This is a genomic window from uncultured Thiothrix sp. (assembly GCF_937876535.1).
Lineage (GTDB): Bacteria > Pseudomonadota > Gammaproteobacteria > Thiotrichales > Thiotrichaceae > Thiolinea.
In genome coordinates, this window is the sequence record NZ_CALFHZ010000009.1 from 138,238 (window position 1) to 163,116 (window position 24,879).

Annotated in this window: 30 protein-coding genes; 21 read left to right on the forward strand and 9 right to left on the reverse strand. The window is 45.6% G+C overall.

What is annotated here, in order from left to right; translation table 11 throughout:
- Positions 1-36 precede the first annotated feature (36 nt).
- The 7 genes from Q0230_RS06130 (at position 37) to Q0230_RS06160 (ending at position 4,994) form a co-directional block, all read left to right on the forward strand.
- Complete coding sequence (locus Q0230_RS06130) at positions 37-618, forward strand: hypothetical protein (RefSeq protein WP_298608964.1); 582 nt, start codon at positions 37-39, stop codon at positions 616-618.
- On the forward strand, positions 615-1,121 hold the full coding sequence (locus Q0230_RS06135) for a hypothetical protein (protein WP_298608965.1): 507 nt from the start codon (positions 615-617) through the stop codon (positions 1,119-1,121). Before Q0230_RS06130 ends, Q0230_RS06135 begins: the two co-directional genes overlap by 4 nt.
- The gene (locus tag Q0230_RS06140) at positions 1,114-1,929 is read left to right on the forward strand and encodes a hypothetical protein (RefSeq protein ID WP_298608966.1); all 816 of its coding nucleotides are present in this window, start codon (positions 1,114-1,116) and stop codon (positions 1,927-1,929) included. The genes Q0230_RS06135 and Q0230_RS06140 overlap by 8 nt, the downstream gene beginning before the upstream one ends.
- Positions 1,926-2,543: a hypothetical protein gene (locus Q0230_RS06145; RefSeq protein WP_298608967.1), complete on the forward strand. Its 618-nt coding sequence runs from the start codon at positions 1,926-1,928 to the stop codon at positions 2,541-2,543. Before Q0230_RS06140 ends, Q0230_RS06145 begins: the two co-directional genes overlap by 4 nt.
- 74 nt (positions 2,544-2,617) lie before the next feature.
- Positions 2,618-3,637, forward strand: coding sequence for a hypothetical protein (locus tag Q0230_RS06150; protein ID WP_298608968.1), 1,020 nt, complete (start codon positions 2,618-2,620; stop codon positions 3,635-3,637).
- Between the two features lie 84 nt (positions 3,638-3,721).
- Positions 3,722-4,042 (forward strand): heavy metal-binding domain-containing protein, encoded by a 321-nt coding sequence (locus Q0230_RS06155; RefSeq protein ID WP_298608969.1) that lies wholly within the window; start codon positions 3,722-3,724, stop codon positions 4,040-4,042.
- 121 nt (positions 4,043-4,163) lie between these two features.
- Positions 4,164-4,994 (forward strand): DUF2797 domain-containing protein, encoded by an 831-nt coding sequence (locus Q0230_RS06160; RefSeq protein WP_298608970.1) that lies wholly within the window; start codon positions 4,164-4,166, stop codon positions 4,992-4,994.
- Here Q0230_RS06160 and tcdA read toward each other — a convergent pair.
- Complete coding sequence (gene tcdA, locus Q0230_RS06165) at positions 4,964-5,791, reverse strand: tRNA cyclic N6-threonylcarbamoyladenosine(37) synthase TcdA (protein ID WP_298608971.1); 828 nt, start codon at positions 5,789-5,791, stop codon at positions 4,964-4,966. The two genes, Q0230_RS06160 and tcdA, sit on opposite strands and share 31 nt — an antisense overlap.
- A 105-nt stretch (positions 5,792-5,896) precedes the next feature.
- Between tcdA and Q0230_RS06170 the strand changes: the two genes are divergently transcribed.
- The gene (locus Q0230_RS06170) at positions 5,897-6,670 is read left to right on the forward strand and encodes a hypothetical protein (protein WP_298608972.1); all 774 of its coding nucleotides are present in this window, start codon (positions 5,897-5,899) and stop codon (positions 6,668-6,670) included.
- A gap of 125 nt (positions 6,671-6,795) precedes the next feature.
- The gene (locus tag Q0230_RS06175) at positions 6,796-7,239 is read left to right on the forward strand and encodes a hypothetical protein (RefSeq protein ID WP_298608973.1); all 444 of its coding nucleotides are present in this window, start codon (positions 6,796-6,798) and stop codon (positions 7,237-7,239) included.
- Here the strand turns inward: Q0230_RS06175 and Q0230_RS06180 are convergent.
- Both Q0230_RS06180 and parE read right to left on the reverse strand, forming a co-directional pair.
- On the reverse strand, positions 7,208-7,840 hold the full coding sequence (locus Q0230_RS06180; RefSeq protein WP_298608974.1) for a histidine phosphatase family protein: 633 nt from the start codon (positions 7,838-7,840) through the stop codon (positions 7,208-7,210). The two genes, Q0230_RS06175 and Q0230_RS06180, sit on opposite strands and share 32 nt — an antisense overlap.
- Entirely contained in the window at positions 7,833-9,719 is a 1,887-nt protein-coding gene (parE, locus tag Q0230_RS06185; RefSeq protein WP_298608975.1) for a DNA topoisomerase IV subunit B, read from the reverse strand. The genes Q0230_RS06180 and parE overlap by 8 nt, the downstream gene beginning before the upstream one ends.
- A 123-nt stretch (positions 9,720-9,842) precedes the next feature.
- Between parE and Q0230_RS06190 the strand changes: the two genes are divergently transcribed.
- Complete coding sequence (locus Q0230_RS06190) at positions 9,843-10,430, forward strand: Uma2 family endonuclease (RefSeq protein ID WP_298608976.1); 588 nt, start codon at positions 9,843-9,845, stop codon at positions 10,428-10,430.
- A gap of 30 nt (positions 10,431-10,460) precedes the next feature.
- On the opposite strand, the gene Q0230_RS06195 is transcribed toward Q0230_RS06190, so the two are convergent.
- Genes Q0230_RS06195 through Q0230_RS06215 form a run of 5 tightly spaced genes read right to left on the reverse strand, consistent with a single transcriptional unit; the run spans position 10,461 to position 15,551 of the window.
- Positions 10,461-10,703 carry a hypothetical protein gene (locus tag Q0230_RS06195; RefSeq protein WP_298608977.1) on the reverse strand — a complete coding sequence of 81 codons (243 nt, stop codon included), beginning with the start codon at positions 10,701-10,703 and terminating at the stop codon, positions 10,461-10,463.
- Complete coding sequence (locus Q0230_RS06200) at positions 10,652-13,261, reverse strand: DEAD/DEAH box helicase family protein (RefSeq protein WP_298608978.1); 2,610 nt, start codon at positions 13,259-13,261, stop codon at positions 10,652-10,654. The genes Q0230_RS06195 and Q0230_RS06200 overlap by 52 nt, the downstream gene beginning before the upstream one ends.
- The gene (locus Q0230_RS06205) at positions 13,252-14,898 is read right to left on the reverse strand and encodes a site-specific DNA-methyltransferase (protein ID WP_298608979.1); all 1,647 of its coding nucleotides are present in this window, start codon (positions 14,896-14,898) and stop codon (positions 13,252-13,254) included. Before Q0230_RS06205 ends, Q0230_RS06200 begins: the two co-directional genes overlap by 10 nt.
- A 31-nt stretch (positions 14,899-14,929) precedes the next feature.
- Complete coding sequence (locus tag Q0230_RS06210; RefSeq protein ID WP_298608980.1) at positions 14,930-15,340, reverse strand: type II toxin-antitoxin system VapC family toxin; 411 nt, start codon at positions 15,338-15,340, stop codon at positions 14,930-14,932.
- On the reverse strand, positions 15,330-15,551 hold the full coding sequence (locus tag Q0230_RS06215; protein WP_298608981.1) for an AbrB/MazE/SpoVT family DNA-binding domain-containing protein: 222 nt from the start codon (positions 15,549-15,551) through the stop codon (positions 15,330-15,332). The genes Q0230_RS06210 and Q0230_RS06215 overlap by 11 nt, the downstream gene beginning before the upstream one ends.
- A gap of 16 nt (positions 15,552-15,567) precedes the next feature.
- On the opposite strand from Q0230_RS06215, the gene Q0230_RS06220 reads away from it, so the two are divergent.
- From Q0230_RS06220 to Q0230_RS06260, 9 genes are all read left to right on the forward strand, one after another.
- Positions 15,568-15,732: a hypothetical protein gene (locus tag Q0230_RS06220; protein WP_298608982.1), complete on the forward strand. Its 165-nt coding sequence runs from the start codon at positions 15,568-15,570 to the stop codon at positions 15,730-15,732.
- 5 nt (positions 15,733-15,737) lie between these two features.
- The gene (locus Q0230_RS06225) at positions 15,738-16,118 is read left to right on the forward strand and encodes a hypothetical protein (RefSeq protein WP_298608983.1); all 381 of its coding nucleotides are present in this window, start codon (positions 15,738-15,740) and stop codon (positions 16,116-16,118) included.
- A 90-nt stretch (positions 16,119-16,208) separates the two neighbouring features.
- On the forward strand, positions 16,209-16,916 hold the full coding sequence (locus tag Q0230_RS06230) for a response regulator transcription factor (protein ID WP_298608984.1): 708 nt from the start codon (positions 16,209-16,211) through the stop codon (positions 16,914-16,916).
- The gene (locus Q0230_RS06235; protein ID WP_298608986.1) at positions 16,916-17,956 is read left to right on the forward strand and encodes an ATP-binding protein; all 1,041 of its coding nucleotides are present in this window, start codon (positions 16,916-16,918) and stop codon (positions 17,954-17,956) included. The genes Q0230_RS06230 and Q0230_RS06235 overlap by 1 nt, the downstream gene beginning before the upstream one ends.
- Before the next feature lie 58 nt (positions 17,957-18,014).
- Positions 18,015-19,034 (forward strand): UDP-N-acetylmuramate dehydrogenase, encoded by a 1,020-nt coding sequence (gene murB, locus Q0230_RS06240; RefSeq protein ID WP_298608987.1) that lies wholly within the window; start codon positions 18,015-18,017, stop codon positions 19,032-19,034.
- An 89-nt stretch (positions 19,035-19,123) separates the two neighbouring features.
- The gene (locus Q0230_RS06245) at positions 19,124-20,041 is read left to right on the forward strand and encodes a DUF4349 domain-containing protein (protein ID WP_298608988.1); all 918 of its coding nucleotides are present in this window, start codon (positions 19,124-19,126) and stop codon (positions 20,039-20,041) included.
- A 53-nt stretch (positions 20,042-20,094) separates the two neighbouring features.
- On the forward strand, positions 20,095-20,751 hold the full coding sequence (locus Q0230_RS06250; protein ID WP_298608991.1) for an RluA family pseudouridine synthase: 657 nt from the start codon (positions 20,095-20,097) through the stop codon (positions 20,749-20,751).
- Between the two features lie 69 nt (positions 20,752-20,820).
- Entirely contained in the window at positions 20,821-21,372 is a 552-nt protein-coding gene (locus Q0230_RS06255; protein ID WP_298608992.1) for a hypothetical protein, read from the forward strand.
- A gap of 108 nt (positions 21,373-21,480) precedes the next feature.
- Positions 21,481-21,915 (forward strand): hypothetical protein, encoded by a 435-nt coding sequence (locus Q0230_RS06260; RefSeq protein ID WP_298608993.1) that lies wholly within the window; start codon positions 21,481-21,483, stop codon positions 21,913-21,915.
- Between the two features lie 58 nt (positions 21,916-21,973).
- Here Q0230_RS06260 and Q0230_RS06265 read toward each other — a convergent pair whose 3' ends face one another.
- Positions 21,974-22,876: a helix-turn-helix domain-containing protein gene (locus Q0230_RS06265; RefSeq protein WP_298608994.1), complete on the reverse strand. Its 903-nt coding sequence runs from the start codon at positions 22,874-22,876 to the stop codon at positions 21,974-21,976.
- A 134-nt stretch (positions 22,877-23,010) separates the two neighbouring features.
- On the opposite strand from Q0230_RS06265, the gene pobA reads away from it, so the two are divergent.
- Together pobA and Q0230_RS06275 are read left to right on the forward strand one after the other, a co-directional pair.
- The gene (gene pobA / locus Q0230_RS06270) at positions 23,011-24,225 is read left to right on the forward strand and encodes a 4-hydroxybenzoate 3-monooxygenase (RefSeq protein ID WP_298608995.1); all 1,215 of its coding nucleotides are present in this window, start codon (positions 23,011-23,013) and stop codon (positions 24,223-24,225) included.
- A gap of 92 nt (positions 24,226-24,317) precedes the next feature.
- Positions 24,318-24,821: a YcxB family protein gene (locus Q0230_RS06275; RefSeq protein ID WP_298608996.1), complete on the forward strand. Its 504-nt coding sequence runs from the start codon at positions 24,318-24,320 to the stop codon at positions 24,819-24,821.
- Positions 24,822-24,879: the final 58 nt, after the last annotated feature.

Consider the following 24,879-nt stretch of genomic DNA (forward strand, 5'->3'; position numbering starts at 1 on the left):
TTTAAAAGAAAAATTTCAATTAAGGCCAAACTAGTTATGGGTCTACTGTTGAGTGCCTGCTTTAGTGAGCAGGCCTTGGCAGTCTTAACACTCACACCTTTAGTAAATACATCACGGCGCTTAACTTTACAAGTTGGATCTTCACAATTTGGTACCGTAAACAGCGTAACCTTCAATGTGACCACTGATAAAACCAGCCCTAATAATACACCGATTCAAGGTGTTCCGAGTGCAACGGCCGCTACAGCTGCAACCACACCTGCTAATGGCATTTTAATTAAACTCACTAGTGAGATACCATTTGCATTAGTGAACGTTTGGCAAAATGTTAAACTTACTGTGGATTCGTCTGTAGGTTTAGCCTGTATTAGTGGAACGGGTTGTGGTAGCACTATTATTCCTTTTAGTACTATCAGTTGGGTTTCATACAATCGGGGTAGCTACGATATTAATGATGGGAGCTTTACAGATGGCTCTACTCAAACACTATTTTGGGTGGGTAGCCTTAATGCAGGTTTACAGTTAGAAAATACCTTGGTATTTACCTACGCCAACAGCACGATTTATCCAGCTGGGCAATATACTGGGCGCGTTACTTATACAGCGACTTTACCATGAAAATTAATTATAAATTCCTCGGGCTGATCTGCATTAGTTGGCTGGTAAGTTTTAGTGCTTACGCTGAAACGGCAAGGCTTGACGATAGCGCTTCAGCTCGAAGTATTGTAGAAGCACGCAGTGTAACCAATGAAACTGGTATGTCCTTAGCAGATAGCCATTCACCTCAATTCATGTTTCTAAAGTTTGGTTTAGTGCAATACCGCCTTGCCACGGCAGCCTACAAAGGCAAAAAAGCCAAAATTTATTATGTGATTCCTATGGGTATAGAAGGGCTACAAAATCCTAAAGCACTGACTGTCACTTGGAAAGGGAATAGCCTATTTACTGATGGAGAGGGGCATGCGGGAGAGCGCAAATTAGTCTGGTCAGGTACAGTGACTGAAGATTGGATGCAAGACGAACTTGATTTAGAAATGCAAGTTGAGTTAGCTCAGTTACGCTTGCGAGAAGGTCAGGGTTTTGGGTTTGAGTCTTATTTTGAGATAGAAACAAATGAATAAAAAAAATAATTTATTAGCTTTAGTTGCTTTAATGAGTGTATCGGCTTTGCCTGTCTATGCAGGACCTTTTGAAGTGGCGGTGTCCCCGTCTCGTTTAGAACTAACTGCGAATGCAAGTCAACGTTTGGGGCAGTCGATTGACATTCAAAATATTGGCAAGTCACCCACTGAACTAAATATCCGCACTTTAGATTGGACTTACTCAAATGAGGGGCAGATTACTTATCATGATGCTTTAGTACCGAATAGCTGTCGCCCTTGGGTTACTTTAGAAAAAAATACCATCAAGTTAAATGCCCAAGCCAAGCGCGCTTTCCGTTTCCAAGTTGAAGTTCCTGCCAATGCACCGCGTGCGGAATGTCGCTTTATGGTAGCGATTGAAGGTAAAGATGCCGCGGCTAATACAGTTTTAAAAGCAGGTGGTGCAAATCTAAGTCTGCCTGTGAATGGCCGTATTGCAGTCGCTGTTTATGTTGCGGTGGGGGGGGCTGAACCCAAACTCAGTATCAAGCAGATGAATGTGCAGAATGTGAAGGGTCAAAAGGTTCCGGTAGCGATTGTGACGAATCAAGGTGATGCACATGGACGTTTAGAAGGAGTCTTAGAGGCTACTGATGCCAAAGGCCAAGCCTTTGAATTAGCACCAGAAGCAACACCGGTGTTACCTGGTCAAACTCGTACTTTGCCTTTATTGCCTCAAGCATTGACTAATCAAAAATTGACTCCACCGACCTATCCTATTCAAGCTAAAGGAAGCATTGATTGGGATAAAGGTAGTTTCAAAATCAATCAGGCTGTCTTTAAATGAAATACCATCGTTTAGCTCTCCTTGTGTTTTTGATGGCAGCGCATTCTGCTCAAGCCGAGCTAGACACATTGGCGGGTACGGCTGGTAACCCCTATCGAGAACTGACGGTCAGTGCTCGCTTAGATTTCAAGATTAATATTGATAAATTTATTTATTTTCGTCTAGGTAATGCTACTAGTGTTGAGACAGTCAACTTAACGACTGTACCTAGTATCCCAACCGGTACTACACCGGTGACACCTACGAATGGGAATAATAAAGCAGTAATTTGGAATGGATCAGCGCCTAGCTTTGTTTCAACTACGGTCAGCTTGCCAGTACAAGTACTGAGTAATGCAGGGCAAGTCAGCATTAAAACCACAGTGAATTCACCGTTAACTAATGCTTCCAGTAGCTTGCCATTTTCTGCCTTAACTATTACTTCTAGTGACAGCAATCTACCCGCACCACCCGTGCCAAATACAGGAACAGGTAGTTCTGTTAACGTCGCTACTAGCTCCTATGGATTAGTGACAAGCCGCGATGCGAATTGGTCTTTTGCTTATAATAGTACTTCAGCTTTAAACCCTGGAGTGTATACCGGTGAGCTCCTATTCACAGCGAGTGCTCCTTAAACATCTGAACTGCTGAGTTTGGTTTAAGCTAAGCTTATTGGTAATTTATTGCTTAAGTTAGCTAGGAGCTAAAGATGCGGACACTCAGTTTATCGATTGGTCTAATCCTGACTAGCTTTTTTAGCGCAGTGCCAAGTTACGCTTTCTTCGACGATTACTTGCCTTTATCAGCTGCTGAAACACAAAAGCGTGTACCCATAAAGCATCTGGGTACTTTAGAGCCAAGCAAGCTGATTTCTCCTCTACAACTTGGTAATTACCAAGTTCAACTGAGCACTCGTTCTGAGGAAGAATTAGTGCTTAGTGGTACTACTACCTCCCAGGGCAAGTGGTCAGTGGTACTTGATAGTCCTTCCGCGATATTTCCTACAGAAGTGTACCAGGCAGATTTGGATAGTAATGGCCAGCAAGATTTAATTCTGTTGAAACCCACAGGAGCCAATGGTTTAGCCCCTTCCCAGCATTTAAGTGTGCTAACTTTCGATACAACTGGACAGGTGAGCCTTTGGCAAGTTGAAGGTTATTTTGCCTCTGATAAAAAAGGCATCGTCGATTTCTTAGATTTGAACAACAATGGACGTGCTGAGCTAGTATTCATGGCATATGGCGATGGGTATTGGCAAACGGCCTTGTATGAAGCAAAAGAGGGGAAATGGACACAGGTTCATGGCAAGTTTGCAGGTAAAACTTATCCTTTACTAACCCGTTTCACTTTTAAGCCCAATCATAACATTGCTCATCCAAGTAAGCCTATAACGCTTGAACCTGTTAGCTTGGCAACGGATCAAGCACTACTAAGTGGATATTTAAAATCTTATCAATGGGCTGATATTAACCAGTCAGAAGATATTAGCTTGTTGATTCAGACAGATAAAGGTTTGGTCAAATGCCAACCTTCCTCGTGGTATTCTTTATTTAGGCTCGTGCTAGATAAGCCTAAGGCGCGTGAGATTGTATCTTTGGCCGCTCCTAGCAAAACAATACAAGCTGTTCTGCAGGAGGCTATTACTAAAAAATATCCGCTAAAGGTCTTTGGACAGCGATCTATTGAAGGGTGTAGCCCTGAGGAGCTGTGGTTTGATGCTCAGAAGTAGACTGGATAGCTCTTGGGGGATTTTGGGTTGCATGACTTATAGCTGCTAAACTTTGACTTCATTTAAAACAAGAGATCCGTATTCATGTTAGTCAGTACTACCCCATCGATTGAAGGTAAACGTATTACTCAATATTGTGGCGTGATCGCAGGTGAAGCGATTTTAGGGGCAAATATTGTGAAAGACTTATTTGCCGGTATTCGTGATTTAGTAGGAGGGCGTTCGGGCACCTATGAGCGTGAATTACAAAGAGCTCGCGAAATTGCTTTACAAGAACTACAGGAGCGAGCACAGGCACTCGGTGCCAATGCAGTCGTGGGTGTGGATATCGATTATGAGGTCTTAGGTTCGAGTGGCAGTATGTTAATGGTTTCAGCTAGTGGTACTGCGGTTATTTTAGAATAGTTGGTAGAGGTAAATTAGTCGTATTGATGAATGTCTCGCCCTAAGCTTAATATGTTGAGTAAAGCTTTACGCTGTTACAAGTTTTAGAGGCTGCTATTCGGCAACAACACAGGGAGAGTGTATGAGTCAAAACAAGGGAATTTTGCGTAAAATGCAAGTTACCCTCACTGAACCAGTGAAATACAGTTTAGTGCTCAATAATAAAGAAATTCCGTTAACACCTTACTTGGGTAAAACTTTAACTCTCAGGTATACAGGAAGTATTTACTGTATTCATTGTGGGCGTTTAACCAAGAAAAGCTTTAACCAAGGTTATTGCTATCCTTGCTTTATGAAGTTGGCGCAATGTGATACCTGCATTATTAAGCCAGAGCTTTGCCATTATGCTGCAGGTAGTTGCCGTGAGCCACAATGGGGAGAGCAGCATTGTATGCAGCCTCATTTTGTTTATTTGGCTAATTCCTCAACTTTAAAAGTAGGCATCACACGGCAAGGGCAGATTCCGACTCGTTGGATTGATCAAGGTGCAGTTGCTGCTTTGCCGATTCTGAAAGTACAGTCACGCTATTTGTCAGGCTTAATGGAAGTTGCTTTCAAAGATCATGTGGCCGACAAAACCAATTGGCAGCAAATGCTGAAAAGTGAAGCTGCAGCGATTGATCTAGTGGCTGAGCGTGAGCTATTAATGCCACAAGTGCAAGATGCCTTACGCGATGTGCGTTATCGTTTTGGGGATGAGTCTGTGGAGTTTTTGCCTGACGCAGAGGTGGTAAATATTCGCTATCCTATGCTAACTTATCCCAGCAAAGTGAAGTCTTTAAGCTTTGATAAAGAGCCCGTAGTGGAGGGGGTACTAGAGGGGATTAAAGGCCAATATCTATTATTCGATACGGGTGTGATTAATATTCGCAAGTTTGGTGGCTATGAAGTAGAGTTTTCAGGTTCAACTTGAGCTTTACTACTATTCGCCAACTTTCCTAAGACATGACTAACCGCAAATAAAGCAAAGCTGGCGGTAACGGTCATCACTGAGCCTAAGCCACCAGCACAACTGAGGCCACTTGCATTTGAGTCAACGGGGCGTTCTGAGCACATGCCTCCATCTGTAGTTGGAAACTGCATTTGCTCTTCTGACCAGACACAAGGAATTTCAAAGCGCCGCTTAGGATTACGACTGAAGTTATAATCTTGACGCAGTTGCTTGCGTACTCGTGCGAGTAAAGGGTCATGTTGGCTACGTGCTAAATCGCCTAAGCGAATTTGACTCGGGTCACGCTGACCACCTGCACCGCCTAGAGTAATCACGCGAATTTTTTGGCGTTTACAGTAAGCAATTAGAGCTGCTTTTACTCGAAAATTATCAATACAGTCAATCACATAGTCCATATCTTTAGTAATCAGCTGCGCAATAGTGTCTAGCTCAATAAAGTCTTCAATCAACTGTACTTGACAGCTAGGATTAATATCGAGGATGCGGTTTTTTAGGACTGCAATTTTAGCTGCACCAATCGTACTAGACAGTGCGGGTAACTGCCGATTGATATTTGATTCAGCGACATTGTCCAAATCAATTAAGGTTAACTTGCCAATAGCGCTACGGGCTAAAGCTTCCACCGCCCAAGAACCGACACCACCCACACCAATCACACAGATATGAGCTGCTTGAAAGCGTTCTAAAGCTGGTTCGCCATAGGTGCGAGCAATCCCACCAAAACGGCGGTTGAAATCGACTTCATTAGATATTTGCATCGGTTAAACTTAGCATTTTGTAACTCGCTTGAATAGTTGCCTTGCATCTGCCTTAGCAATCCTGTATCCGTATTAAATCCGTTAAAACGTTTATAGGAGCTGTATATGAGAAGTTACCGTATCAACTCTTATCGTGGGCTGGTTTTAGGGCTAATAAGCTTATGGGCTAGCTCTTTACTGGCTGATGAGCCTAATTTCAAACCACAGCGGGTTCTATTTATAGGCAATAGTTACACTGAGCATATGCGGCCTTGTCTAACCCAAATGTTGGATAACTCTCCTTGGAAACAAACGCATTTGGAGTTTATTACGCATAGTGGGATGCGTTTAGCGCAGCATTTGGCCGATACCAGCACAGTTGATAAGATTCATTCGGGGCAATGGGATCGGGTAATTTTGCAGGAATACAGCCGTTTGCCAGCTTTGCCAGGTGCACCCGCTGAAAGCTTCCAAGTATCAGTGGCTAAATTTAGCCAAGAAATCCGTAATGCAGGGGCTAAACCGCTATTGTACATGACGTGGGGGCGGCGTGATGGCGATGCAGAAAATCATGAGGTCTTGCCGGATTTTAAAACTATGCAGCAGCAACTCACCGCTTCCTATGAGGCCGCTGCTGAGCACAATCAGGCTGGTCTTGTGCCTGTCGGCTTAGTCTGGTCATGGATACGTGATAAAGACTCCGCTTTTGGCAAAGAGCTTTATGATGCGGATGGTTCTCACCCATCGCCTAAAGGCAGTTGTTTAGCAGCAGCGGTATTCTTACATAATTTATTTGCAGATAATTTAACCGCTGAACGCCGACCTGCTGCCTTAAATCCACAAGAGTGGGAGATGATTCGGCTTGCAGTCGCAGATGTGGATCACAGTTTATCGCCCTAGCTTGGCAGTTTATCGGATTTAGAGCAGGAGCAGCTTTCATTAAACATGGGTGAAGCTAGCACTCTCTAGGCTTGTCTCAATAGCAATGAATTGGGCCATTGCTAGATTCATTTTAGGAGCAGACTGTGAAGCTTTATCAGCAGTTAATGATAATAACCCCAGTGCTGGTGAGTTGCTCATTAGTACAGGCAAATGATGGGCGCTATCCGATTCAGGCTTTTCAGGCAGCGCCAACACAAGATTTAAAAGTCTTTAATGAACATTTAAAAGCGGTGGTGACTCAGCATCCTAGCGCTAAATCTTCCCCTTTAGCACTGTTAAAACGTTTACCGGTTGAGCCGGTTGGTTATACCAAAGCCTATCATTGGTGTGGTAAGGTCAAGGCAGGGCAACAAATTTGTACCTTCCGTGAAGAAAATATTCCGGATCATTCTGTGGTGGGGGTAATTCAAAAAATTACTTTTAAAGCAACACGCTATGGTTGGTATGCGGCAAGTATTCAACGTGCCTGGCGTTGTCAGCCAGGAAAGGGTGAATCTAAGGTTTATCAGACTCAACTATGCGATTAAATTCGTTTAAATGAGCGGTGAGATTATAAGCAAGAATTTTCCAGCCTTGTTGATATTGAAATAAAGCAAGGCTGGCATTGTGCAGAATTGATTTACCAGTACCAATTTCACCCTGGCTAATATGTGCGAGCAGGCTATTAATCACTCCCCCATGTGTCACGATCAAAGTACGTGCTTGTGGCTCTAGAGTTAGCTGCTGCAAGCCTTGGAGCACCCGCTTTTGTAAAGTCTCCAAGGTTTCTTGACGCGGGATAATACCATCGGGGAACGATTGCTTACGTTGTGCTGCAGTCATGCCTGAGCAGTCACCGTAGTCGCGCTCCATAAAAACATCCATGATTTCAACGGGTGCTAGTTTGAGGTGATCTGCAATAATTTCTGCACTTTCAGCAGCGCGTTTTAAAGGACTGCTAATAATCCGATCCCATTGCCATTGCTGCAAATATAAGCCAGTTTGCAGGGCTTGTGTTCGACCAACTGTATTCAGCTCAATGTCTTCCAAGCCCTGAATACGCCCTGCCGCATTCCAATCAGTTTGCCCGTGACGCACCAGGCAAAAACAAGGCGTTTCAGTATTGGCAGGTGGTAAGTGCTTAAACACTGGCTAAATTCCCTTTATCTTCTAACCAAGCTTTACGATCTGCGGCACGTTTTTTCGCAAGCAACATATCCATCGTGGCTTCAGCGGCAGCACTATCATCAATCGTTAGTTGCACCAAACGGCGTGTATCTGGAGAAATAGTAGTTTCGCGCAATTGCAGCGGATTCATCTCTCCCAAGCCTTTAAAGCGAGTGACACTAATCGTGCCGCGCTTTTTCTCTGCTGCTAACAAATCTAAACGTGCTTGTCGTTCGGCATCATCCAAAGCGTAGTAAACCTCTTTGCCAATATCAATTCGATATAACGGCGGCATTGCCACAAAGACATGACCCGCCTCTACAAGGGAGCGGAAATGGCGCACAAATAAAGCACAGAGTAGGGTGGCGATATGTGCTCCGTCCGAATCCGCATCCGCGAGAATACAAACTTTCCCATAACGTAATTGGCTCAAATCCCTATGGCCGGGTTCAACACCAATGGCGACGGAAATGTCATGGACTTCTTGGGAACCAAGCACTTGATCAGAGTCAACTTCCCAAGTATTAAGAATTTTTCCACGCAAGGGCATAATCGCTTGAAATTCACGATCACGCGCTTGTTTAGCCGACCCTCCTGCTGAGTCACCCTCCACTAAAAATAATTCAGTGCGCGTAATGTCCTGTGAGCTGCAATCGGCAAGTTTGCCGGGTAAAGCAGGGCCACTGGTGACTTTCTTTCGAACTACTTTTTTGCTCGCGCGTTGGCGACGATTGGCATTATTAATCGCCATTTCTGCAAGTTGCTCGCCAATGCTGGTATTTTGATTCAGGTAGAGGCTGAAAGCATCTTTCAGAGAGCCAGAGACAAAGCTTGCGGCTTCGCGGGAGGATAAACGTTCTTTGGTTTGCCCAGCAAATTGCGGTTCTTGCATTTTGAAGGACAGCACATAACTAATATTTTCCCAGACATCATCGGGTGTGAGTTTCAATCCACGCGGTAGTAAGTTCCGAAACTCGCAAAACTCACGCAAAGCATCGGTAACCCCTGTACGCAAACCATTCACATGCGTACCCCCTTGAATAGTGGGGATGAGATTGACATAACTTTCTTGGGTGAGTTCACCACCTTCTGGTAACCAGAGTAACGCCCAATCCACCGCTTCACGGGTAGCCTTGAGTGAACCAGTAAAAGGTTTTTCAGGCAGAAGCTCGAAGCCTTTGACTGCTTCAATTAAATAATCGCGTAAACCATCTTGGTAATGCCATTCAAGGGTTTCCTGGCTTTCTTCATCCGTAAACCGAATCAGTAAGCCGGGGCAGAGCACTGCTTTGGCGCGTAAATTGTGTTTCAGGCGTGGGATTGAAAATTTAGCAGAGTCAAAGTATTTCGGATCAGGCCAGAAATGTACCGCTGTACCCGTTTCTTTCTTGGCAACTTTACCAATGACTTCTAGTTCGCTGGCTTTATTACCATCGGCAAAAGTCATTTGCCAAATTTGCCCACCGCGTTTGATTTGCACTTGTAAGCGTTGTGAGAGTGCATTCACCACCGACACGCCTACGCCATGCAAGCCACCGGAGAATTGATAGTTCTGATCGGAAAATTTACCACCTGCATGTAAGGTGCAAAGGATCACTTCCACCCCAGGTTTGCCTTGTTCAGGGTGAATGTCTACTGGCATTCCGCGTCCATTGTCAGTCACTGTGACTGAGCCATCGAGGTGTAGGATGACTTCAATGCGATTCGCATGACCGGCTAGAGCTTCATCCACACTATTGTCGATGACTTCTTGAGCAAGATGATTGGGGCGGCTAGTGTCGGTATACATCCCTGGACGTTTCCGTACGGGGTCAAGACCTGTCAAAACTTCAATGGCGGAGGCGTCGTAACTGGTACTCATAGGGAGTGCTTTACCTTTAAATTTATACTTAGGTGTGCATAGAGCCGCGAATTATAACGAGTTTTCGGGGCTAGGGGGAATTAGTGCTATAGTTGAGGAATTACTTGAGATGAGTGGTTTTTTATGGTTGCCCTAGCATCATTTTCATATCTAACTCCTGAGGCTTATCTGCAGGGTGAGCGCGAAACTGAGCAACGTTATGAATATATTCGTGGTGAAATTTATGCGATGGCGGGTGCAGGTGATGGTCATGTGCGCATTAGTGGTAATGTGTTTGCTTTATTGAAGGCGCATTTGCGTGGTTCGGGTTGTAGTGTTTATATGGCGGACATGAAGGTGCGCGTAAAAGAGGATGAAGCTTTCTTTTATCCTGACGTGATGGTGACTTGTGATCCAGCCGATTTGCAGCGTAATTATACGAAGCATTCACCACGTTTAGTGATTGAAGTTTTACCAGCCAGCACAGAAGGCTATGACCGTGGGGTGAAGTTTGCGCTGTATCGGGAGATTGCTAGTCTTCAAGAGTATGTGCTGATTGATCCTCGTAGTTATCGGGTTGATGTGTTTCGACGTAATGCGCAGGATCGTTGGGAGCTGTTTGCATTTACGACGATGGAGAGTCAAGTAGAGTTTGCCAGCGTGAATTGCCGACTTGCTATGCAAGACTTGTATGAAGACGTGGATTTTGGGTTGGCGAATCAGAAGGATTAAGGTGTTCAGCGTAGTTGAAGAAACCGCCACTTAATCAGCGTTGGTTTGGCTATGATAACCTTCATAGATTTCTTTCACTGTTCGTCCGTTAAACAGCCAATGTGGTGAGGGCTGGATAGCTGCACCATTCGGCATATTCAATAATTTGCGGGTTGCTTCAGTCAGTGAGCAAACGACACCTTGTAGTTCTACTTTTGTCTTATCAACTACGATTCCCCTTATTAATTCAGCGTAGCGGCGCTTAACGCTTGCCAGTTTTTGTTTTCTACCCACACGAAGCGGCAACGCCCGTTGCTGCGTTTTGCCCAGAGTTCTCCGATTTGGCGTTTTTCTTCGTCGTGTTCGGCGATGTGTTTGCCTTTGTATTCAACCGCTAGCGTTATACCGTTTTTCAGACGTACCAGAAAATCGGGGTAGTAGCGGTCTTTGGCGGTTTGCAGCCAAAAGGCGTTGGGTTTGCGGTCAACGTTGCGTACCCACCAGTCGATATTGTCGAGTTGGTCAATACGTTGGGCACATTCAAATTCTTCGCCGTGTGGCTGTAAATCGCCAACGGTGGTGAAAAAATGGTGCTTAAATTGGATAAAGCCGGAATAGGGCGTGTTATAAGCGTAGCTGCCTTGCTTCAGCGTGATGTTGTGTTCGTCACGCACTTCAAAGCGGGATTCGTCTTTGAACAGGTCGGTGAATACGGTTTGTTTGGCGAGTATCAGACCACTTGCCATTTTGCGCTCTAACGCACCGCGCAGACGGAATTTACGATAAGCCAATTCTTCCAAGGTGAAGCCGCGTTCATGCAGCAAATAGTGGATGGCTTGGTTCAGCCACGCCACTTTTTGCGGCTGGTCGGCGTAAATGCAAGGCAGGTTTTTGTCTAGCCATGTCACCAACTCAATTTCTGTCCAACCCAATTCGATGTTGTCGATCTTGAATTGTGGGTTATCCAGTTTGTCGTAGAAGTCGAGCTGGAGCTTGCCCTTTTGGGAAATGGATAATTGGGCGCGGCTCATCACGTCCGCCTCGGGCGCAAATTCGTCGGCGGTGAGTTTGGGGTCAAAGTCGCTCAGTTCCCAATCTGCATCCGAAAGGGCGCGGGTATCAAACACGTCAAAGAAACCAAACTGGTGCAGCCCCAATAAAGGCACGGTGGCGATAATGCCGCGTTCGGCTGGCGTTGGTTCGCGTTGCGGAGGGGCGATGGCACTAGCGCGTGCCGTATCCAGTTGTGCACGCACGGCTTGGGCGGCTTCCGGTTGCTTGAAGGTTTCTGCCACTTTTTTGATTTGTTCGGGGGTAGCACCACCTTTGAGGGTCAGTGTGCCCGCTTCGGGGGAGACTTCAATTTTATCGCGCAAGGCTTTGGGTAATACCGCAATTGCCGAACTACTGGGAGTCACAACGGTGTCGTTGGCGGTGGGCAGTGTTACCACCAAGTCGTTCGTGGGGGCGAATAAATCCCCGCTGCGGGCATTCGGGATATTGATTAAATCTTTGGCTTCTTGGCGTTCAAAGCCGCTTTGCACCAATCCATCCCGCAAACCTTGTACGGTGGCGGCTAATTGGTCGGAAACCACGTAGGCGTAGCTGCGATTGAGGGCTTCGCGCTGTTTGCGTTGGACGTGCGGCATCCGTAATACGCGTCCCAACACCTGTTCAACGGCGGTGGCGGAGGTGGTATTGCGGAAGGAGAACAGCACGTAGGCAAACGGGCAATCCCAGCCTTCGCGCAATTTATCCACGGTGATAATGACTTGCGGGTAGTCGGGGTCGGTCAGCTTTTTACCGGATAATTCATCCAATGCGCCCGTGGCAATCGCGATGCGTGCAGCGGGGATTTGATAATCGTCGATCAGGCATTGCTTGACCCGTTCCGGCACGAAACTTTCGCTGTTGGCGTTTTTACGTTCGGCTTGGATCAACATAATCACCGGATTGATAATTTCGCCCGTCAATTGCTGTTCGGTTTGGGCTTCTTGCTCCAGTGTGCGTAAACGCGCCAGTGCTTCGGTCAAGCAGGTGCGCCATTCGGGGTGGATGGCGAGTTCCAGCGGCAATTTGAGCATGTCTTCCGCTTGCAGAGTGGCGGCGGAAACACTGCGCAAGACGTTGGAAGGTTGGTTGATGCGGTCAGGGGTGGCGGTCAGTTCGAGGATGCAACTGGGGTTAAAGCGCACCAAGGTATCCATTGCCAGAGGTGTGCCTTGGTTGTGGGCTTCATCCACGATGATGAATGGCATCTGTAAGCGGATGGCATCCACCAGCGAATGGTCGCCTTTCAAGTCAGCGGGCAGGTGTTCAAAGTGCGACATTAACGCACCATTTTGCCGATAGACGCGCAAGCCTTCCGCGGTGTCGCGTTTGAAACTCTGCATGGTGGCAACAATGATGGTGACACCGCTTTCCAGCATCGGGCGGGTCATGTAGAGGGCTTGGTTGATGTCCAACACATTCACTGCACCGAACAGTTCACGCATATCCTCATGGAGCATTTCGCCGCGTGTTTTCAGAGTGCGCAGGGTTTGCTCTAGAATCGGCTCGGACGGGACAAGCCATAACACCAGCGGGTATTCGGTAGCGAGAAAGGCGTTTTTGACCCGTGCAATCGACTGCCCTGCAAGGCGGGTTTTGCCGCCGCCGGTGGGGACGCGCAAGCACACATACGGTACTTGTTCCGCGCCAGGTAAGGGGGTGTAGGGTAAACCGTAGCCGAAGGCTTCGTTAGTGCTTTCCCAAAAAGCCAGCGCGGGGTTTTGCAATTCGCGGGTGCGGCTGAGGAAGCCTTCGAGCGCGTCCAGCAATTGCTCTTGGTAATCTTTAAGTCTTAAAACCATGTTTTCGCCGCCAGTTCGTAAGGCAATTGGTGGAAGGTGATATTGAGCTTGGTGAGCGTGGCTTTGTCGAGGCGGCTACGTGCGCCAAACACTACGCAATGCATGTCCTTTTCGGGGAGCAGCCCTTGCAGCAGGTGTAAGGTTTTGGCGTTTAACACATTGCCGCCGAGGTCGGTTTTATCTTTGAGGATGCCGTTGTAGAGCATGAAAATGGCACGATTCTGGAAGATGCCGAGGAGTGGGGTGGAAGAAACCCCTCCTAGCCTCCCCTTGTCAGGGGAGGGACAAGAAGTTAAGCCTGTGCCGGTTTCGGTGAACCAGACGAATTCGGCAAGTTGGCGGAAAGTCACGTCGGGGCGAACTTTGCCATCGGCGGCGAAGAGCGGTTCGTGGGAGAGTTGGTAGAATTGGAAGCCGCTGCCGAGTCCGGCAACTGCTTTGCCTTTAGTATTGGTGTAGCCTTGGCTGACACGCTTGACCCGTTCGGTGGTGACAGTTTGGGCGATGGTGTTGTCCATTTCTACTAGAATGAAACGGCGGTTGCCGCCATCCTCCGCGTTTTGTTTCAGCACGGCATGGGCGGTTGTGCCTGAGCCTGCGAAGCTGTCCAACACCAACGAATCCTTATCCGTCGCAATCTGCAAAATCCGCTGAATCAAGCGCGTCGGCTTTGGTGTGTCGAAAGGAGTTTCATGTTCCAAAACATCGTTGATTTCTTTTTTCGCTTCTTGATTGTGTCCACAATCTTGATTTGTCCACCAAGTCCATGCACGAACGCCACTACTTTCAGAGAGATAGGTTTTTACCCGTGGACGGCCATTACCATCTTTGCCAAACCACATGCGCCCATCTTTGCGCATTTGTTGAAAAACATTTTCAACATTTGACCAGCAACGTCCCAGTGGTGGTGAAAAAATTTCTCCAGAAGGCGTTTGTATTTCATACATCTGATTTGGTCGCCACCCTTGAGCGGTAAAATCTGTGGAAGTCCATTTACCTCTTGGATCATTGTCGGGGTTTTTGAAGTTCTTTGTTTGATCTTGACTTAAAGGAATTGGATTGAATTCAAGTGCTGCTTTATTTTTTGCAAATACCAGTATGTGGTCATGCGCTTGACTTAAACCTAGTCGTGAGTCCGGGGATGTTCGCCTTTGCCATGCAATGGTAGCTACAAAGTTACTTGTACCGAAAACCTCGTCCATGATTAGGCGTAAATTACTTACTTCGTTGTCGTCGATGGAGATGAAAATTGCGCCATCTTCGCGGAGGAATTGTTTGAGGAGCATCAGGCGTGGGTACATCATGCACAGCCAGCGGTCATGGCGGTCGAGTGTTTCGCCTTCCTTACCAACGGTTTCCCCCAACCAGCGGCGGATTTCGGGGCTGTTGACGTTATCGTTGTAGACCCAGCCTTCGTTGCCCGTGTTGTATGGCGGATCAATGTAGATGCACTTCACTTGCCCCGCATAGCGCGGCAGCAAGGCTTTCAACGCCAAGAGGTTATCGCCTTGTACAATCAGGTTGCCGCTCTCAACATCCCCTGCGGATAGCTCCGGTACGGGTTCGACCAAACGGAATGGCACTTCCTTATGATGTGAGGTGACGGCTTGTTTGCCTATCCAGTTGAGCGTGGGCAAGAATGACTCCTAAAGGCTAAGCGTTAGTAATTTAAACTTCGGCTGGATTTAACAGTTCTAATTTGAAGTACTTTAAATAGCTAGTATCCCGCGAGATCAAGCCAAATCCAGCTACACTTGCATGTGCACCAATTAAAAAATCTGTAAGTACTCGCTGTTTTTGTCCATCATTTTTCCAGTAACGGCGGAAAGCTTGTCCGGCAAGGAAACTAGCCTCCCAAATCAATGGATCACGCCGAAACAAACTAAGCGATAGTAGTGAGTCTAGTTCTTCTAAAGAGTCGCAAATAGCTCCAACTTCAGCATAGATAATTGGATTAATAACTAAGATTCCAGTTTTGGCACAGCGTTCTAAAGCTTGTGTGGAGGCTTCTGCAAATAACGGATCTTCGTGAATAATGTCAATGAGCACATGGGTATCAACTAGCCATTCAGTTGCCATCGCGTAACAGGCTCATCAATTCATCGGTAGTCATACCTGTTTGCTTGCGCCCGCGTAAAGCTCGAATGGCTTGGCTTTGAGTGGTAGCTTTACGCACTAGTACTAACTCATTATTTCGTACCACAAATTCAACTTCGGTATTCGGTAAAAAGCCAAATTGCGCCCGATATTCTTTAGGGATGGTCACTTGTCCTCGTTCACTGATTTGCATATTGATTTCCCAGAATATGAATACTTATTCATACTTTAGGGTGTCTTATGAAGATAATCAACTTCACAAAACTTTACAAACCCGCCGTAATCTAGCAATACAAGTTTTGCATGATAGCTCTCATGCCAGCGAGACAACTGGCTCAGCCCAGCAAGCTGAATTAATGAATCAATTGGAGTAACTATCATGTCAGATGTAAAAAATACGAATGAAACCAACCCTGAAACTACTACTGAAGGTTTGAATGTTAAGCTCAATACTGAAGCTGAACCCCAAACTACTGCCAATAAAGGTCATTGCAAGCGCGAGGCTTGTGGGGATTGGTCAAAGCAAGCGTTTTGGCAGCATCGTAGACGCCGTGGCAAAGTTTTATTAGCGGCTTTCCTGATTGGTTTGTTTGGCTTTATGCTCGGTAAGGCGACTAGCCATCATCATCAATGGGAGCACAGTTCTTACCAACAACCAATGTATGAAGGTGGCGCAAACCGTTTACCGATGAGTATGATTTTAGATGGGATTGAAGCCACTCCCGCCCAACGTGCTAAAGCGGTGGAGCTGATGCGTTAATCGAGCAATTACCGCTAAACTTATCAAGTAAATTAGTTTAATAATCAGCAGAGCTAGGTAACTAGTTCTGCTTTTTAATGAGTAAACTTAATGCTAGAGCCACTCTTACTGATTGATGATGATGTCCGCTTGAGTCAAATGCTAGTGCAATATTTAGGCGAGGCTGGCTATCAAGTCACTTCTGCTTATACAGGGAAGGAAGGTTTGAAGCTCGCTCAGCAAGGGGAGTGGTCATTAATTATTCTGGATTTAATGCTTCCCGATGCTGATGGTTTAGACCTTTGTCGCCAGTTACGGGTTGGCACGACCGCAGCTATTCCCATCCTTATGCTAACCGCACGCGGTGATGCGACGGATCGAATCATTGGCCTTGAAATGGGCGCAGATGATTATTTGCCTAAACCCTTTGAGCCGCGTGAGCTACGCGCACGGATTAAAGCTATTTTGCGTCGAGGCCTGCGTGAAAGCACCCATACACAAGCTTTACGTTTTGGCCGTTTGGAAATTGATCGTGAAGCGCGTGAAGTTCGGGTTGATGGACAACTGCGTGAATTAACCAGCTATCAATTTGACTTACTCGTTGCGATGGCTGAGCGTGCAGGGCGGGTGCTAAGTCGGGAGCAATTGATGGATATGGTTAAAGGTGAAACCTTAGAGGCTTTTGATCGCTCGATTGATGTGCATATCTCAAGGATTCGTGCCGCGATTGAAGATAATCCCAAGCAGCCTAAACGGATTATAACCTTACGTGGAGCAGGTTATATCTTTGCACGCAGCCAAGATGGTGAGGAACAGTGATGAGAAGCGAGCGGCGGCGCTGCGCTAACCAGAAAGATAGAAAAGCATGGCGTAAAGAGCAGCGCCGCTTTGGACGCTTAAGGCGACGGCTATTCTGGCAAATTTATTTGGTAGTGATTAGTAGTGTCGTCATGGTGTCGTTGCTTGCAGGTACGGTTTTTCATTTGCGTGAGCAGGGCGCGCATATTCCTATTTTTCCACTTTTACTGATTACTGCTTTGATTGTGTCTTTAGGGGCTTATCCAATTGCTAAGCGCCTAACTTATCGCTTAGAAAAATTAAAAAAGGGTGTCGAAGCTTTAGGGGCTGGGCAATTATCCACTCGTATTCCGGTCGAAGGTTGTGATGAAATCGCTATTCTTGCGACTAGCTTTAATCAATCGGCTGAGCGAATTCAAGCGCTCCTAGCCAGCCATCGCCAGTTATTAGCCAATGCTTCGCATGAATTACGCTCACCCTTAGCACGAATGCGCATGAGCTTAGCTATGTTGGCTGAGCAACAAGATTTAGAGCAGTCCATTCAAGTCAAAACCCTGCGCCAGGATATGCAGGAACTGAATCAATTAGTTGAAGAAATCTTGTTAGCCAGCCGCCTCGATACTTTAGAAATTCCATTAGAACAAAATTCAGTGGATCTCTCTGGCTTGCTTGCCGAAGAATGTGCACGTTTAGAATTGGATTGTGAGGCTGATGCCTTAGAGCTTACTGGCGAAGAACGTTTATTGCGGCGTTTGATTCGTAATCTCTTAGAAAATGCGCTGCGGCATGGTGGGGGGCAAGTTGAGGCACGTTTAATCCGTAAGTCGCCTGAGCAAGTTAGTTTGCAGGTCTTGGATCGAGGAATAGGGATTCCACCAGAAGCACAAGCACATATTTTTGAGCCTTTTTATCGACCGGCAGGACATGGCGAAGGCCAAGGTGGATGGGGCTTGGGCTTAAGCTTAGTCAGGCAAATCGCTACACGCCATGCAGGTACGGTGACTTGTAGTTCACGCTCTGGCGGTGGGACGCTATTTGAAGTCTTATTGCCTATTCAATAGGGAATGCGAGCTTGAAATCCAGTTGCAGGCTAGTAGTACTCACGCCACAATGCGCGGCATGAAAATCTATGAACATTATTCTTTAAAAGCGCTGAATACCTTTGGTATTGAGGCGCAAGCACGTTATTTTTGTAGCTTACGTACTTTAGGTGGCTTGAAAGCCGTTATGCTGTGGCGGCGTGAACATCCGGAGCTACCGGTGTTGTTCTTAGGCGGTGGCAGTAATATGCTGTTTATTGCAGACTTCCCGGGCATGGTTGTTCAAGTGCGTTTAGCAGAGCGCAAAGTAATTGCTGACGATCAGAATTATGTCTATGTGCGTGCAGGTGCAGGGGAGAATTGGCATGACTTTGTGCGCTGGACGATTGAGCAAGGTTATGCAGGTTTAGAAAATTTATCTCTAATTCCGGGCACGGTAGGTGCTGCGCCGATGCAGAATATTGGCGCTTATGGGGTAGAGCTAAAAGATCATTTCTATGAGCTAGATGCTTTGGATTGGCGCACTGCCGAATTGCGTAAATTTAGTTTGGATGATTGTGCGTTTGCTTATCGAGACAGTCATTTCAAATCGGTCGAACCTGGGCGGTGGTTGATTGGTGCAGTGACATTTCGCTTGCCTAAACACCCTATTTGGAAAACAGACTATGCAGGGGTTAGTGAATATTTAGCCGATAAAACTTTGGATGCACGTACTATTAGCGATGCGATTATCGCTATCCGCCAAAGCAAATTGCCTGATCCCGCAGTGATAGGTAATGCAGGGAGTTTCTTTAAAAATCCGCTGGTAACGGCTGATGAATTTACAGCGATCAAAGCTAAGTTTCCTAACTGCCCCGCTTGGCCACAAGACCAACTTGTGAAATTGTCAGCCGGTTGGTTGATTGACCAATGCGGCTGGAAAGGCAAACGGGTAGGCGATGCGGGAACTTATGACCAGCATGCTTTAGTGCTGGTGAATCATGGGCAAGCGACTGGTGCAGAGATTTGGCAGTTCGCGCAAGCGATTATTGCCTCCGTACAAGCCAAATTTGGTGTGATTTTAGAGGCTGAGCCGAATGTGATTGGTGCTACCACTTAGCCGGATGCACTATCTTTCTGTGTAATCTGCAAATATTTTGCAGGATTTATCCCTAGTATTTTAATAATAAAGCGGATTAAGGGAGTTCTATGACTGCGCTAAGTATGAAAAAACGTCTGCTAATTTTGTTATTGGCATTTTTAGCGTTATGGGCGCTGCGTTTGGGCTATGGCTATTTCACTAAACCCAATGGGCAAATCATTTCTTTTGAAACGAGAGATTTCTATCAGTCAGAAGTAGATGCTGAACAATCTGGAGCTATGAATCAGGTAGAGTCTTTTAGTGTAGAGCGCAAAAACTACGCTAGCAGTAAAATCGCGATGAATACGGCAGGGCAGGCTCAAACGACGGCGGTAGATCAAAAATATGAAAAAATCGCGACACTCAGTAGTGTTTCTAAAAATTATGAGCAAGAAGAAAAAAATCTCTATGCACTGATTCAAAACGAACAATTAATGATTCAGTTTGAACAGCGTGCTGGCTTAAAACCGAGGCGGCAGTTGAATATTGCTTTGGGGGTAATTCCCGATAAGTTCGATAGCACGATTGAATCTTTACGTAAAATCGGTGATTTAAAAAGTATTCAGATCGATAAAAATGACAAAACTAATGAATACAAAAAATTAGAAGCCGAGCGTATTTCTTTACAAAAAGCCCGTGATACTTTACTAGAGTTGCGGCAAAAAGATGCGAATACTGGCGAGCTGATTTCACTCACTAATCAATTGCTTGAGGTGGAAAAGCAGATTCAAACTTTGGGTGTAAGCTTAGGTGATTTCGATGCAAATAATGAATTTTGCACGGTTAAGTTTTCGCTGAAAGAACGGCGTGCAGATAAAATCCTACAAATTGGTTTTCTGCAACGCGCTAAAGTCGCCTTGGAATGGACGGTAGGCATGTATTTTATGTTTTGGCTAGTACTGTTCCTAGGCTTAGGTAGTCTGTGGCTAGTAGCTGCTTTAGTGGAAAGGGTTAAACAGTGGAATGTAGCCACTAAGCCTGAGTAAGTCTTAGCAAACCCATGCGGAGTTATGAGCTGTTTTATGATATAAGGCAGCTCATGATGCAATATACTCCGCCAGCCGATACAGGCTTAGATCTTTACTATGTTGATGAGCACTTATTAGTAGTGAATAAGCCTGCGGGTTTATTGTCGGTGCCTGGGCGTGGCGAAGATAAGCAAGATTGTATGATTAATCGGGTGATGCGTGTCTACCCGGATGCATTGATTGTGCATCGCTTAGATATGGATACGTCTGGCTTGCTATTAATGGCGCGTGGTAAGCCAATGCAAAGTGCTTTAAGTATTTTGTTTCAACAACGTAGTGTGCATAAGCGTTATTTAGCGGTGGTGGGTGGCAAACTCAAACAAGCGGAAGGTGAGATTAATTTGCCACTGTTACTCGATTGGCCGAACCGCCCCAAGCACAAGGTCGATTTTGAAGAGGGTAAGCCTTCTCTCACACGTTATCGTGTATTGTCTTACCATGCAGATGAAAATTTAAGCCGCGTTGAACTAGAACCCTTTACCGGACGCTCGCATCAATTACGCGTACATTTAATGAGCCTAGGTCATCCAATTGTGGGTGATGAATTGTATGCACCGCCTGAACTAAAAACTAAAGCGGAGCGGCTGTTATTACATGCTTGGCAGTTAGGTTTTCAACACCCCATGACTCAAGCTAATTTGCAATTTGAGTGTCCACCTGAATTCTAAAATTAGCTCAAGAGGCGAGATGCTTTGAGCTAAACTGCTCAGCACTCATCCTACTTAGGAGGCTGAACTATGTCTGCGTTAACTCCCGCCATGTTGATGATGAATCCCAAAATGGTAGTGTTCCCACCCACTCGCCCTGAGCTACTACGTATTGAGTATCCGAGTGATTATGTCCAAGCTAAACTTGCACACTTATTGCCGCTAGCTCAGGCTTGGTATCAACAAACAGAACAAGAACTTTATTCCTCAGGGCGTGCTTTAAACCCTCAAGAGCAAGTAATCGCCTTAAAACTTGCTGTGCAAGCACCAGAGCAAGTAAGAGTTCTGGTTTTAGATGAGTTTCCTTTGCCTAAGCAGGAAGTACTTAAGCAGGCTGCTACAGAGTTTGGGTTTGGTACTGAGTCTGAGTTGGCACGTACCATAGGTTCGGTCATTTTGCTCAAGCCTAGTGCTAGCCACGATCCAGTCGTCTTGCAACATGAATTAGTCCATATTAGCCAAATCGAGCGCTTGGGGCGTGCAGGGTTTATTGAGCGCTATTTATCTGAATTATTCATTGTGGGATATGCTCGAGCACCTCTAGAGTTAGAGGCTTATGCAAAACAGTATTTAGATTTTTAAGCAGCTTTTATTCGGTTTACCTTGCATCTTAGATTTTTAACTTAAGCTGAATTCTTAGTTAAGCTAGTCAGTCATTCTTTTATATAAAATGCAATAAGCGAGTCTTCCATGAAAAAAATACTCTGTCTGTCTTTAATGCTTTTTGCTGCTTCCAATGTATATGCGGGAGCTGATGCTGATGCTTTGAGTAAATGTTTAGTCGATTCCACTTCAAACAACGATAAAACAGCTCTAGTTCGTTGGGTTTTTAGCACGATTGCAGCACATCCCGATATTAAAGATGACTACCCCGTGAGTGAGGCTAAAAAAGAAGAGCTGAATAAAGCGGTAGCAGTCATTTATGAGCGGTTATTGACAGAAAATTGTTTAAAAGAAACTCAAGCCGTCATCAAAAATGAAGGTACAGCGGCCTTTGAAAAAAGCTTTGAGGTATTGGGTGGGGTAGCTGTGGAGGGCTTAATGTCTAATCCAGCTGTGGGGAAAGCTAGTGAGGATTTTGCTAAGTATTTAGATGAAGGAAAGCTAAAAAAATTAGAGGAATAAGGTGAGTTCTAGGCTGTTTCAGCCTAAGCCTAATGAGCAGGTCTTGTCGACTTTTTAGTTAACTTGTGCCCATTTCTAAGTATTTTGCTTTGCGATAATCACTGGGCGGTACACCTGCTAAATTCTTAAAAAAGCGCGAGAAATAAGCAGGGTCTTTAAAGCCTAAAGATTCTGCCACCCGCTCCAATGATTCTTGCGTGTAAATTAGACGGCGTTTTGCTTCAAGTAATACTCGCTCTTGAATCAAAGCTTTAGCGCTATTGCCGGCTTTTTCTTGGCATAAGCGATTTAAACTCGACACGGACATATGCAGTGCTTTGGCATAGGCTTGCACATCCCATTGTTCGCGATAATGTTGCTCTACGGCTTGTCTAAATTGTTGAAAGATTTGGCTGCTTTTCGGATTGTGATGCATTTGGGCATTGCTGTATTGCAGTTGTCGCCACAAAGTCATGAGCAATGTGCCGATCAGCCAACTTAAAATTGCTTCATGGCCGGTATAAGGTTGCTTCAGTTCTTGGCGAATTAAGTCTAGATAGTTTTTAAATTGAGCGAAAAGTACATCCTGCTCTAAAAAACTGACTGTATGTGCATGTTCCACTAAGCTAGCTAAGCCTTGGAATTGCTGGGTTTGTGAGTTTAGTAAGGAAGCTTTGACTGATAAGACGATCCCTTGGGTATCAGCAGGAAATTCAAAACCATGCACGCAACCAGGAGGAATACTGACTGCCCAATTCCCTTGGAGCTGATATTGTTGGTCTTCTAGTTTGACCTGCAAGCCACCATTGATTAATAACAAAATTTGAAATAAGCGTGTATGCCGGTGGGGTTTTATCAGCCAATCATGGTCGCGGCTACGATCAACAATATCTTCGATATGCACCAAACTTGGCTGCTGGCTTAAATTACTTTCGCCGTATAAAGCAAATTGTGGAATAAGCTGTGATTGCACACGACTCATGATTGCCTCTCATCCATCTTAGATCTTCTAGTGTAGAAGATTGACCTAAAAGTACAAGTTTTTGCTGTGCACTGTCATTCTGCAAAGAAAGGCTTTATTTGATGATGGCAAGATCAAGTTTTAGGAGGAGCGCAATGAAAACTTTAAAAACCCAAGTAGCAATTATTGGAGCAGGGCCTTCGGGTTTATTGCTAGGACAATTGCTGGCTAAACAGGGTATTGAAAATATTATTTTAGAGCGAGTCACTGGCGATTATGTGCTGGGGCGTATTCGTGCAGGCATTTTAGAGCAAGGCTTTGTCGATTTAGTGCGTGAGGCTGGAGTTGGCGCGCGCATGGATTTAGAGGGGGAAGTCCATGAGGGCTTTGAAATAGCTGTGAATGGTCAATGCACCCATATTGATTTAAAACGCTTAACGGGTGGCAAAGTCGTAGTGTGCTATGGTCAAGTGGAGATCACTAAAGACTTAATGGATGCGCGTGCTGCTGCAGGTTTAAGCACTTATTATGAGTCTGCAAAAGTCCAGCCACTTAATGTTAAATCTGAACAGCCTTCGATTAGCTTTGAATATCAAGGTGAAGCATATGAGCTGCAATGTGACTATATTGCGGGCTGTGATGGTTTTCACGGCATCTCGCGGCAAACAATTCCAGCAGAACTTCGTACTGAATATGAGCGAGTTTATCCTTTTGGTTGGCTTGGCTTATTGAGTGACACGCCACCTGTGAGTGACGAGCTGATTTATTGTAAGCATGATCGTGGTTTTGCCTTGGCAAGCCAGCGTTCTGGTACTCGCTCGCGTTATTATTTGCAGGTACCACTTACTGATAAGGTGGAAGATTGGTCGGATGAAGCCTTTTGGGAGGAGTTGAAAAAGCGTTTGCCACCAGAAGCAGCCGAGCGTTTAGTGACTGGGGAGAGTTTAGAGAAAAGTATTGCGCCGTTACGCTCATTCGTTTGTGAGCCAATGCAATACGGGCGCTTATTTTTAGTAGGTGATGCTGCGCATATTGTGCCACCAACAGGGGCGAAAGGTTTGAATTCAGCCGCCTCTGATGTAGCTACTTTGTATAAAATTATGCAGCGTGTGTACCAGCAGGGTGATAAAGATTGTATTAACCAATATTCACCGATTGCTTTGCGCCGCGTATGGCATGCAGAGCGATTCTCATGGTGGATGAGTAATATGCTGCATAATTATCGCGATATGGATTTGAGCGATATGAAATCCGGCACGTTCAGCCGCTTTATGGATTCCGAGCTGGATTATTATTTAAGTTCAGATTTAGGGCGTACCGTGATTGCGGAGCAATATGTAGGCTTACCTTACGAAGAGCTAGCGGATTAAGCCTTTGCTCGGCTGAGTAGCAAGATCAAATCTGTTGCTCAGCCGATTTCACCGTATAATTCCCATTTTACGTGTGTTATTTGGGAAAAGTCATGTCAGCCGATGCTGTTAAAGCCAGTTATACCATCTCCGAACGCGATTTCTTAGCCGCGAGTCGCTTAAATGAAACCCTACCTATGCGGTTGTTAGCCTTATTTGCCGCGATTTTAATCGGTCTTTTAGCGGTTTATCTGACGGACTATTATGGTTTTGGGCAATTAGCACTCGGTGCTTTGATTGGCTTGATTTGTAGCTATCTATTTCTGCATTTTGTGGGTTCACCGTATAAAGCTAGAAAGTTTTATCGTGGCTTTAAAGCTTTACATGGCAACTTCACCGTAGAGTTACTGCCGACGGGTCTTGAAATCAGCTCTACACATGGTACGAATCAGCTACTTTGGAAAGATATTAAGGATTGGAAACAAAACAAGGAGTTTCTCCTAGTTTATCCTAATCCTGATGTGTTTTATGTACTGCCCAAAAAGATTAGTGAGCAAGGATTTGATGGTAGAGCTTTAGTGCAGGCTTTGGAGATGTATGTGGGGAAGGCGGGTTAAATATTTTGTTAGGCTACCAATAAAAAGACCTGCACTTAGCAGGTCTTTTTTTGCAGAT

Excerpts from the sequence above, each read along its gene's own strand:
- pobA (WP_298608995.1), top strand. The coding sequence starts at position 23,011 with ATGAAAACTTTAAAAACCCAAGTAGCAATTATTGGAGCAGGGCCTTCG.
- Q0230_RS06145 (WP_298608967.1), top strand. The coding sequence starts at position 1,926 with ATGAAATACCATCGTTTAGCTCTCCTTGTGTTTTTGATGGCAGCGCAT.
- murB (WP_298608987.1), top strand. The coding sequence starts at position 18,015 with ATGAAAATCTATGAACATTATTCTTTAAAAGCGCTGAATACCTTTGGT.
- Q0230_RS06265 (WP_298608994.1), bottom strand. The coding sequence starts at position 22,876 with ATGAGTCGTGTGCAATCACAGCTTATTCCACAATTTGCTTTATACGGC.
- tcdA (WP_298608971.1), bottom strand. The coding sequence starts at position 5,791 with ATGCAAATATCTAATGAAGTCGATTTCAACCGCCGTTTTGGTGGGATT.
- Q0230_RS06170 (WP_298608972.1), top strand. The coding sequence starts at position 5,897 with ATGAGAAGTTACCGTATCAACTCTTATCGTGGGCTGGTTTTAGGGCTA.
- Q0230_RS06225 (WP_298608983.1), top strand. The coding sequence starts at position 15,738 with ATGTCAGATGTAAAAAATACGAATGAAACCAACCCTGAAACTACTACT.
- Q0230_RS06245 (WP_298608988.1), top strand. The coding sequence starts at position 19,124 with ATGACTGCGCTAAGTATGAAAAAACGTCTGCTAATTTTGTTATTGGCA.
- Q0230_RS06200 (WP_298608978.1), bottom strand. The coding sequence starts at position 13,261 with ATGGTTTTAAGACTTAAAGATTACCAAGAGCAATTGCTGGACGCGCTC.
- Q0230_RS06135 (WP_298608965.1), top strand. The coding sequence starts at position 615 with ATGAAAATTAATTATAAATTCCTCGGGCTGATCTGCATTAGTTGGCTG.
- Q0230_RS06130 (WP_298608964.1), top strand. The coding sequence starts at position 37 with ATGGGTCTACTGTTGAGTGCCTGCTTTAGTGAGCAGGCCTTGGCAGTC.
- Q0230_RS06190 (WP_298608976.1), top strand. The coding sequence starts at position 9,843 with ATGGTTGCCCTAGCATCATTTTCATATCTAACTCCTGAGGCTTATCTG.
- Q0230_RS06235 (WP_298608986.1), top strand. The coding sequence starts at position 16,916 with ATGAGAAGCGAGCGGCGGCGCTGCGCTAACCAGAAAGATAGAAAAGCA.
- Q0230_RS06230 (WP_298608984.1), top strand. The coding sequence starts at position 16,209 with ATGCTAGAGCCACTCTTACTGATTGATGATGATGTCCGCTTGAGTCAA.
- Q0230_RS06140 (WP_298608966.1), top strand. The coding sequence starts at position 1,114 with ATGAATAAAAAAAATAATTTATTAGCTTTAGTTGCTTTAATGAGTGTA.
- Q0230_RS06210 (WP_298608980.1), bottom strand. The coding sequence starts at position 15,340 with ATGGCAACTGAATGGCTAGTTGATACCCATGTGCTCATTGACATTATT.
- Q0230_RS06250 (WP_298608991.1), top strand. The coding sequence starts at position 20,095 with ATGATGCAATATACTCCGCCAGCCGATACAGGCTTAGATCTTTACTAT.
- Q0230_RS06255 (WP_298608992.1), top strand. The coding sequence starts at position 20,821 with ATGTCTGCGTTAACTCCCGCCATGTTGATGATGAATCCCAAAATGGTA.
- Q0230_RS06160 (WP_298608970.1), top strand. The coding sequence starts at position 4,164 with ATGAGTCAAAACAAGGGAATTTTGCGTAAAATGCAAGTTACCCTCACT.
- Q0230_RS06155 (WP_298608969.1), top strand. The coding sequence starts at position 3,722 with ATGTTAGTCAGTACTACCCCATCGATTGAAGGTAAACGTATTACTCAA.
- Q0230_RS06275 (WP_298608996.1), top strand. The coding sequence starts at position 24,318 with ATGTCAGCCGATGCTGTTAAAGCCAGTTATACCATCTCCGAACGCGAT.
- Q0230_RS06150 (WP_298608968.1), top strand. The coding sequence starts at position 2,618 with ATGCGGACACTCAGTTTATCGATTGGTCTAATCCTGACTAGCTTTTTT.
- Q0230_RS06215 (WP_298608981.1), bottom strand. The coding sequence starts at position 15,551 with ATGCAAATCAGTGAACGAGGACAAGTGACCATCCCTAAAGAATATCGG.
- parE (WP_298608975.1), bottom strand. The coding sequence starts at position 9,719 with ATGAGTACCAGTTACGACGCCTCCGCCATTGAAGTTTTGACAGGTCTT.
- Q0230_RS06220 (WP_298608982.1), top strand. The coding sequence starts at position 15,568 with ATGAATACTTATTCATACTTTAGGGTGTCTTATGAAGATAATCAACTT.
- Q0230_RS06260 (WP_298608993.1), top strand. The coding sequence starts at position 21,481 with ATGAAAAAAATACTCTGTCTGTCTTTAATGCTTTTTGCTGCTTCCAAT.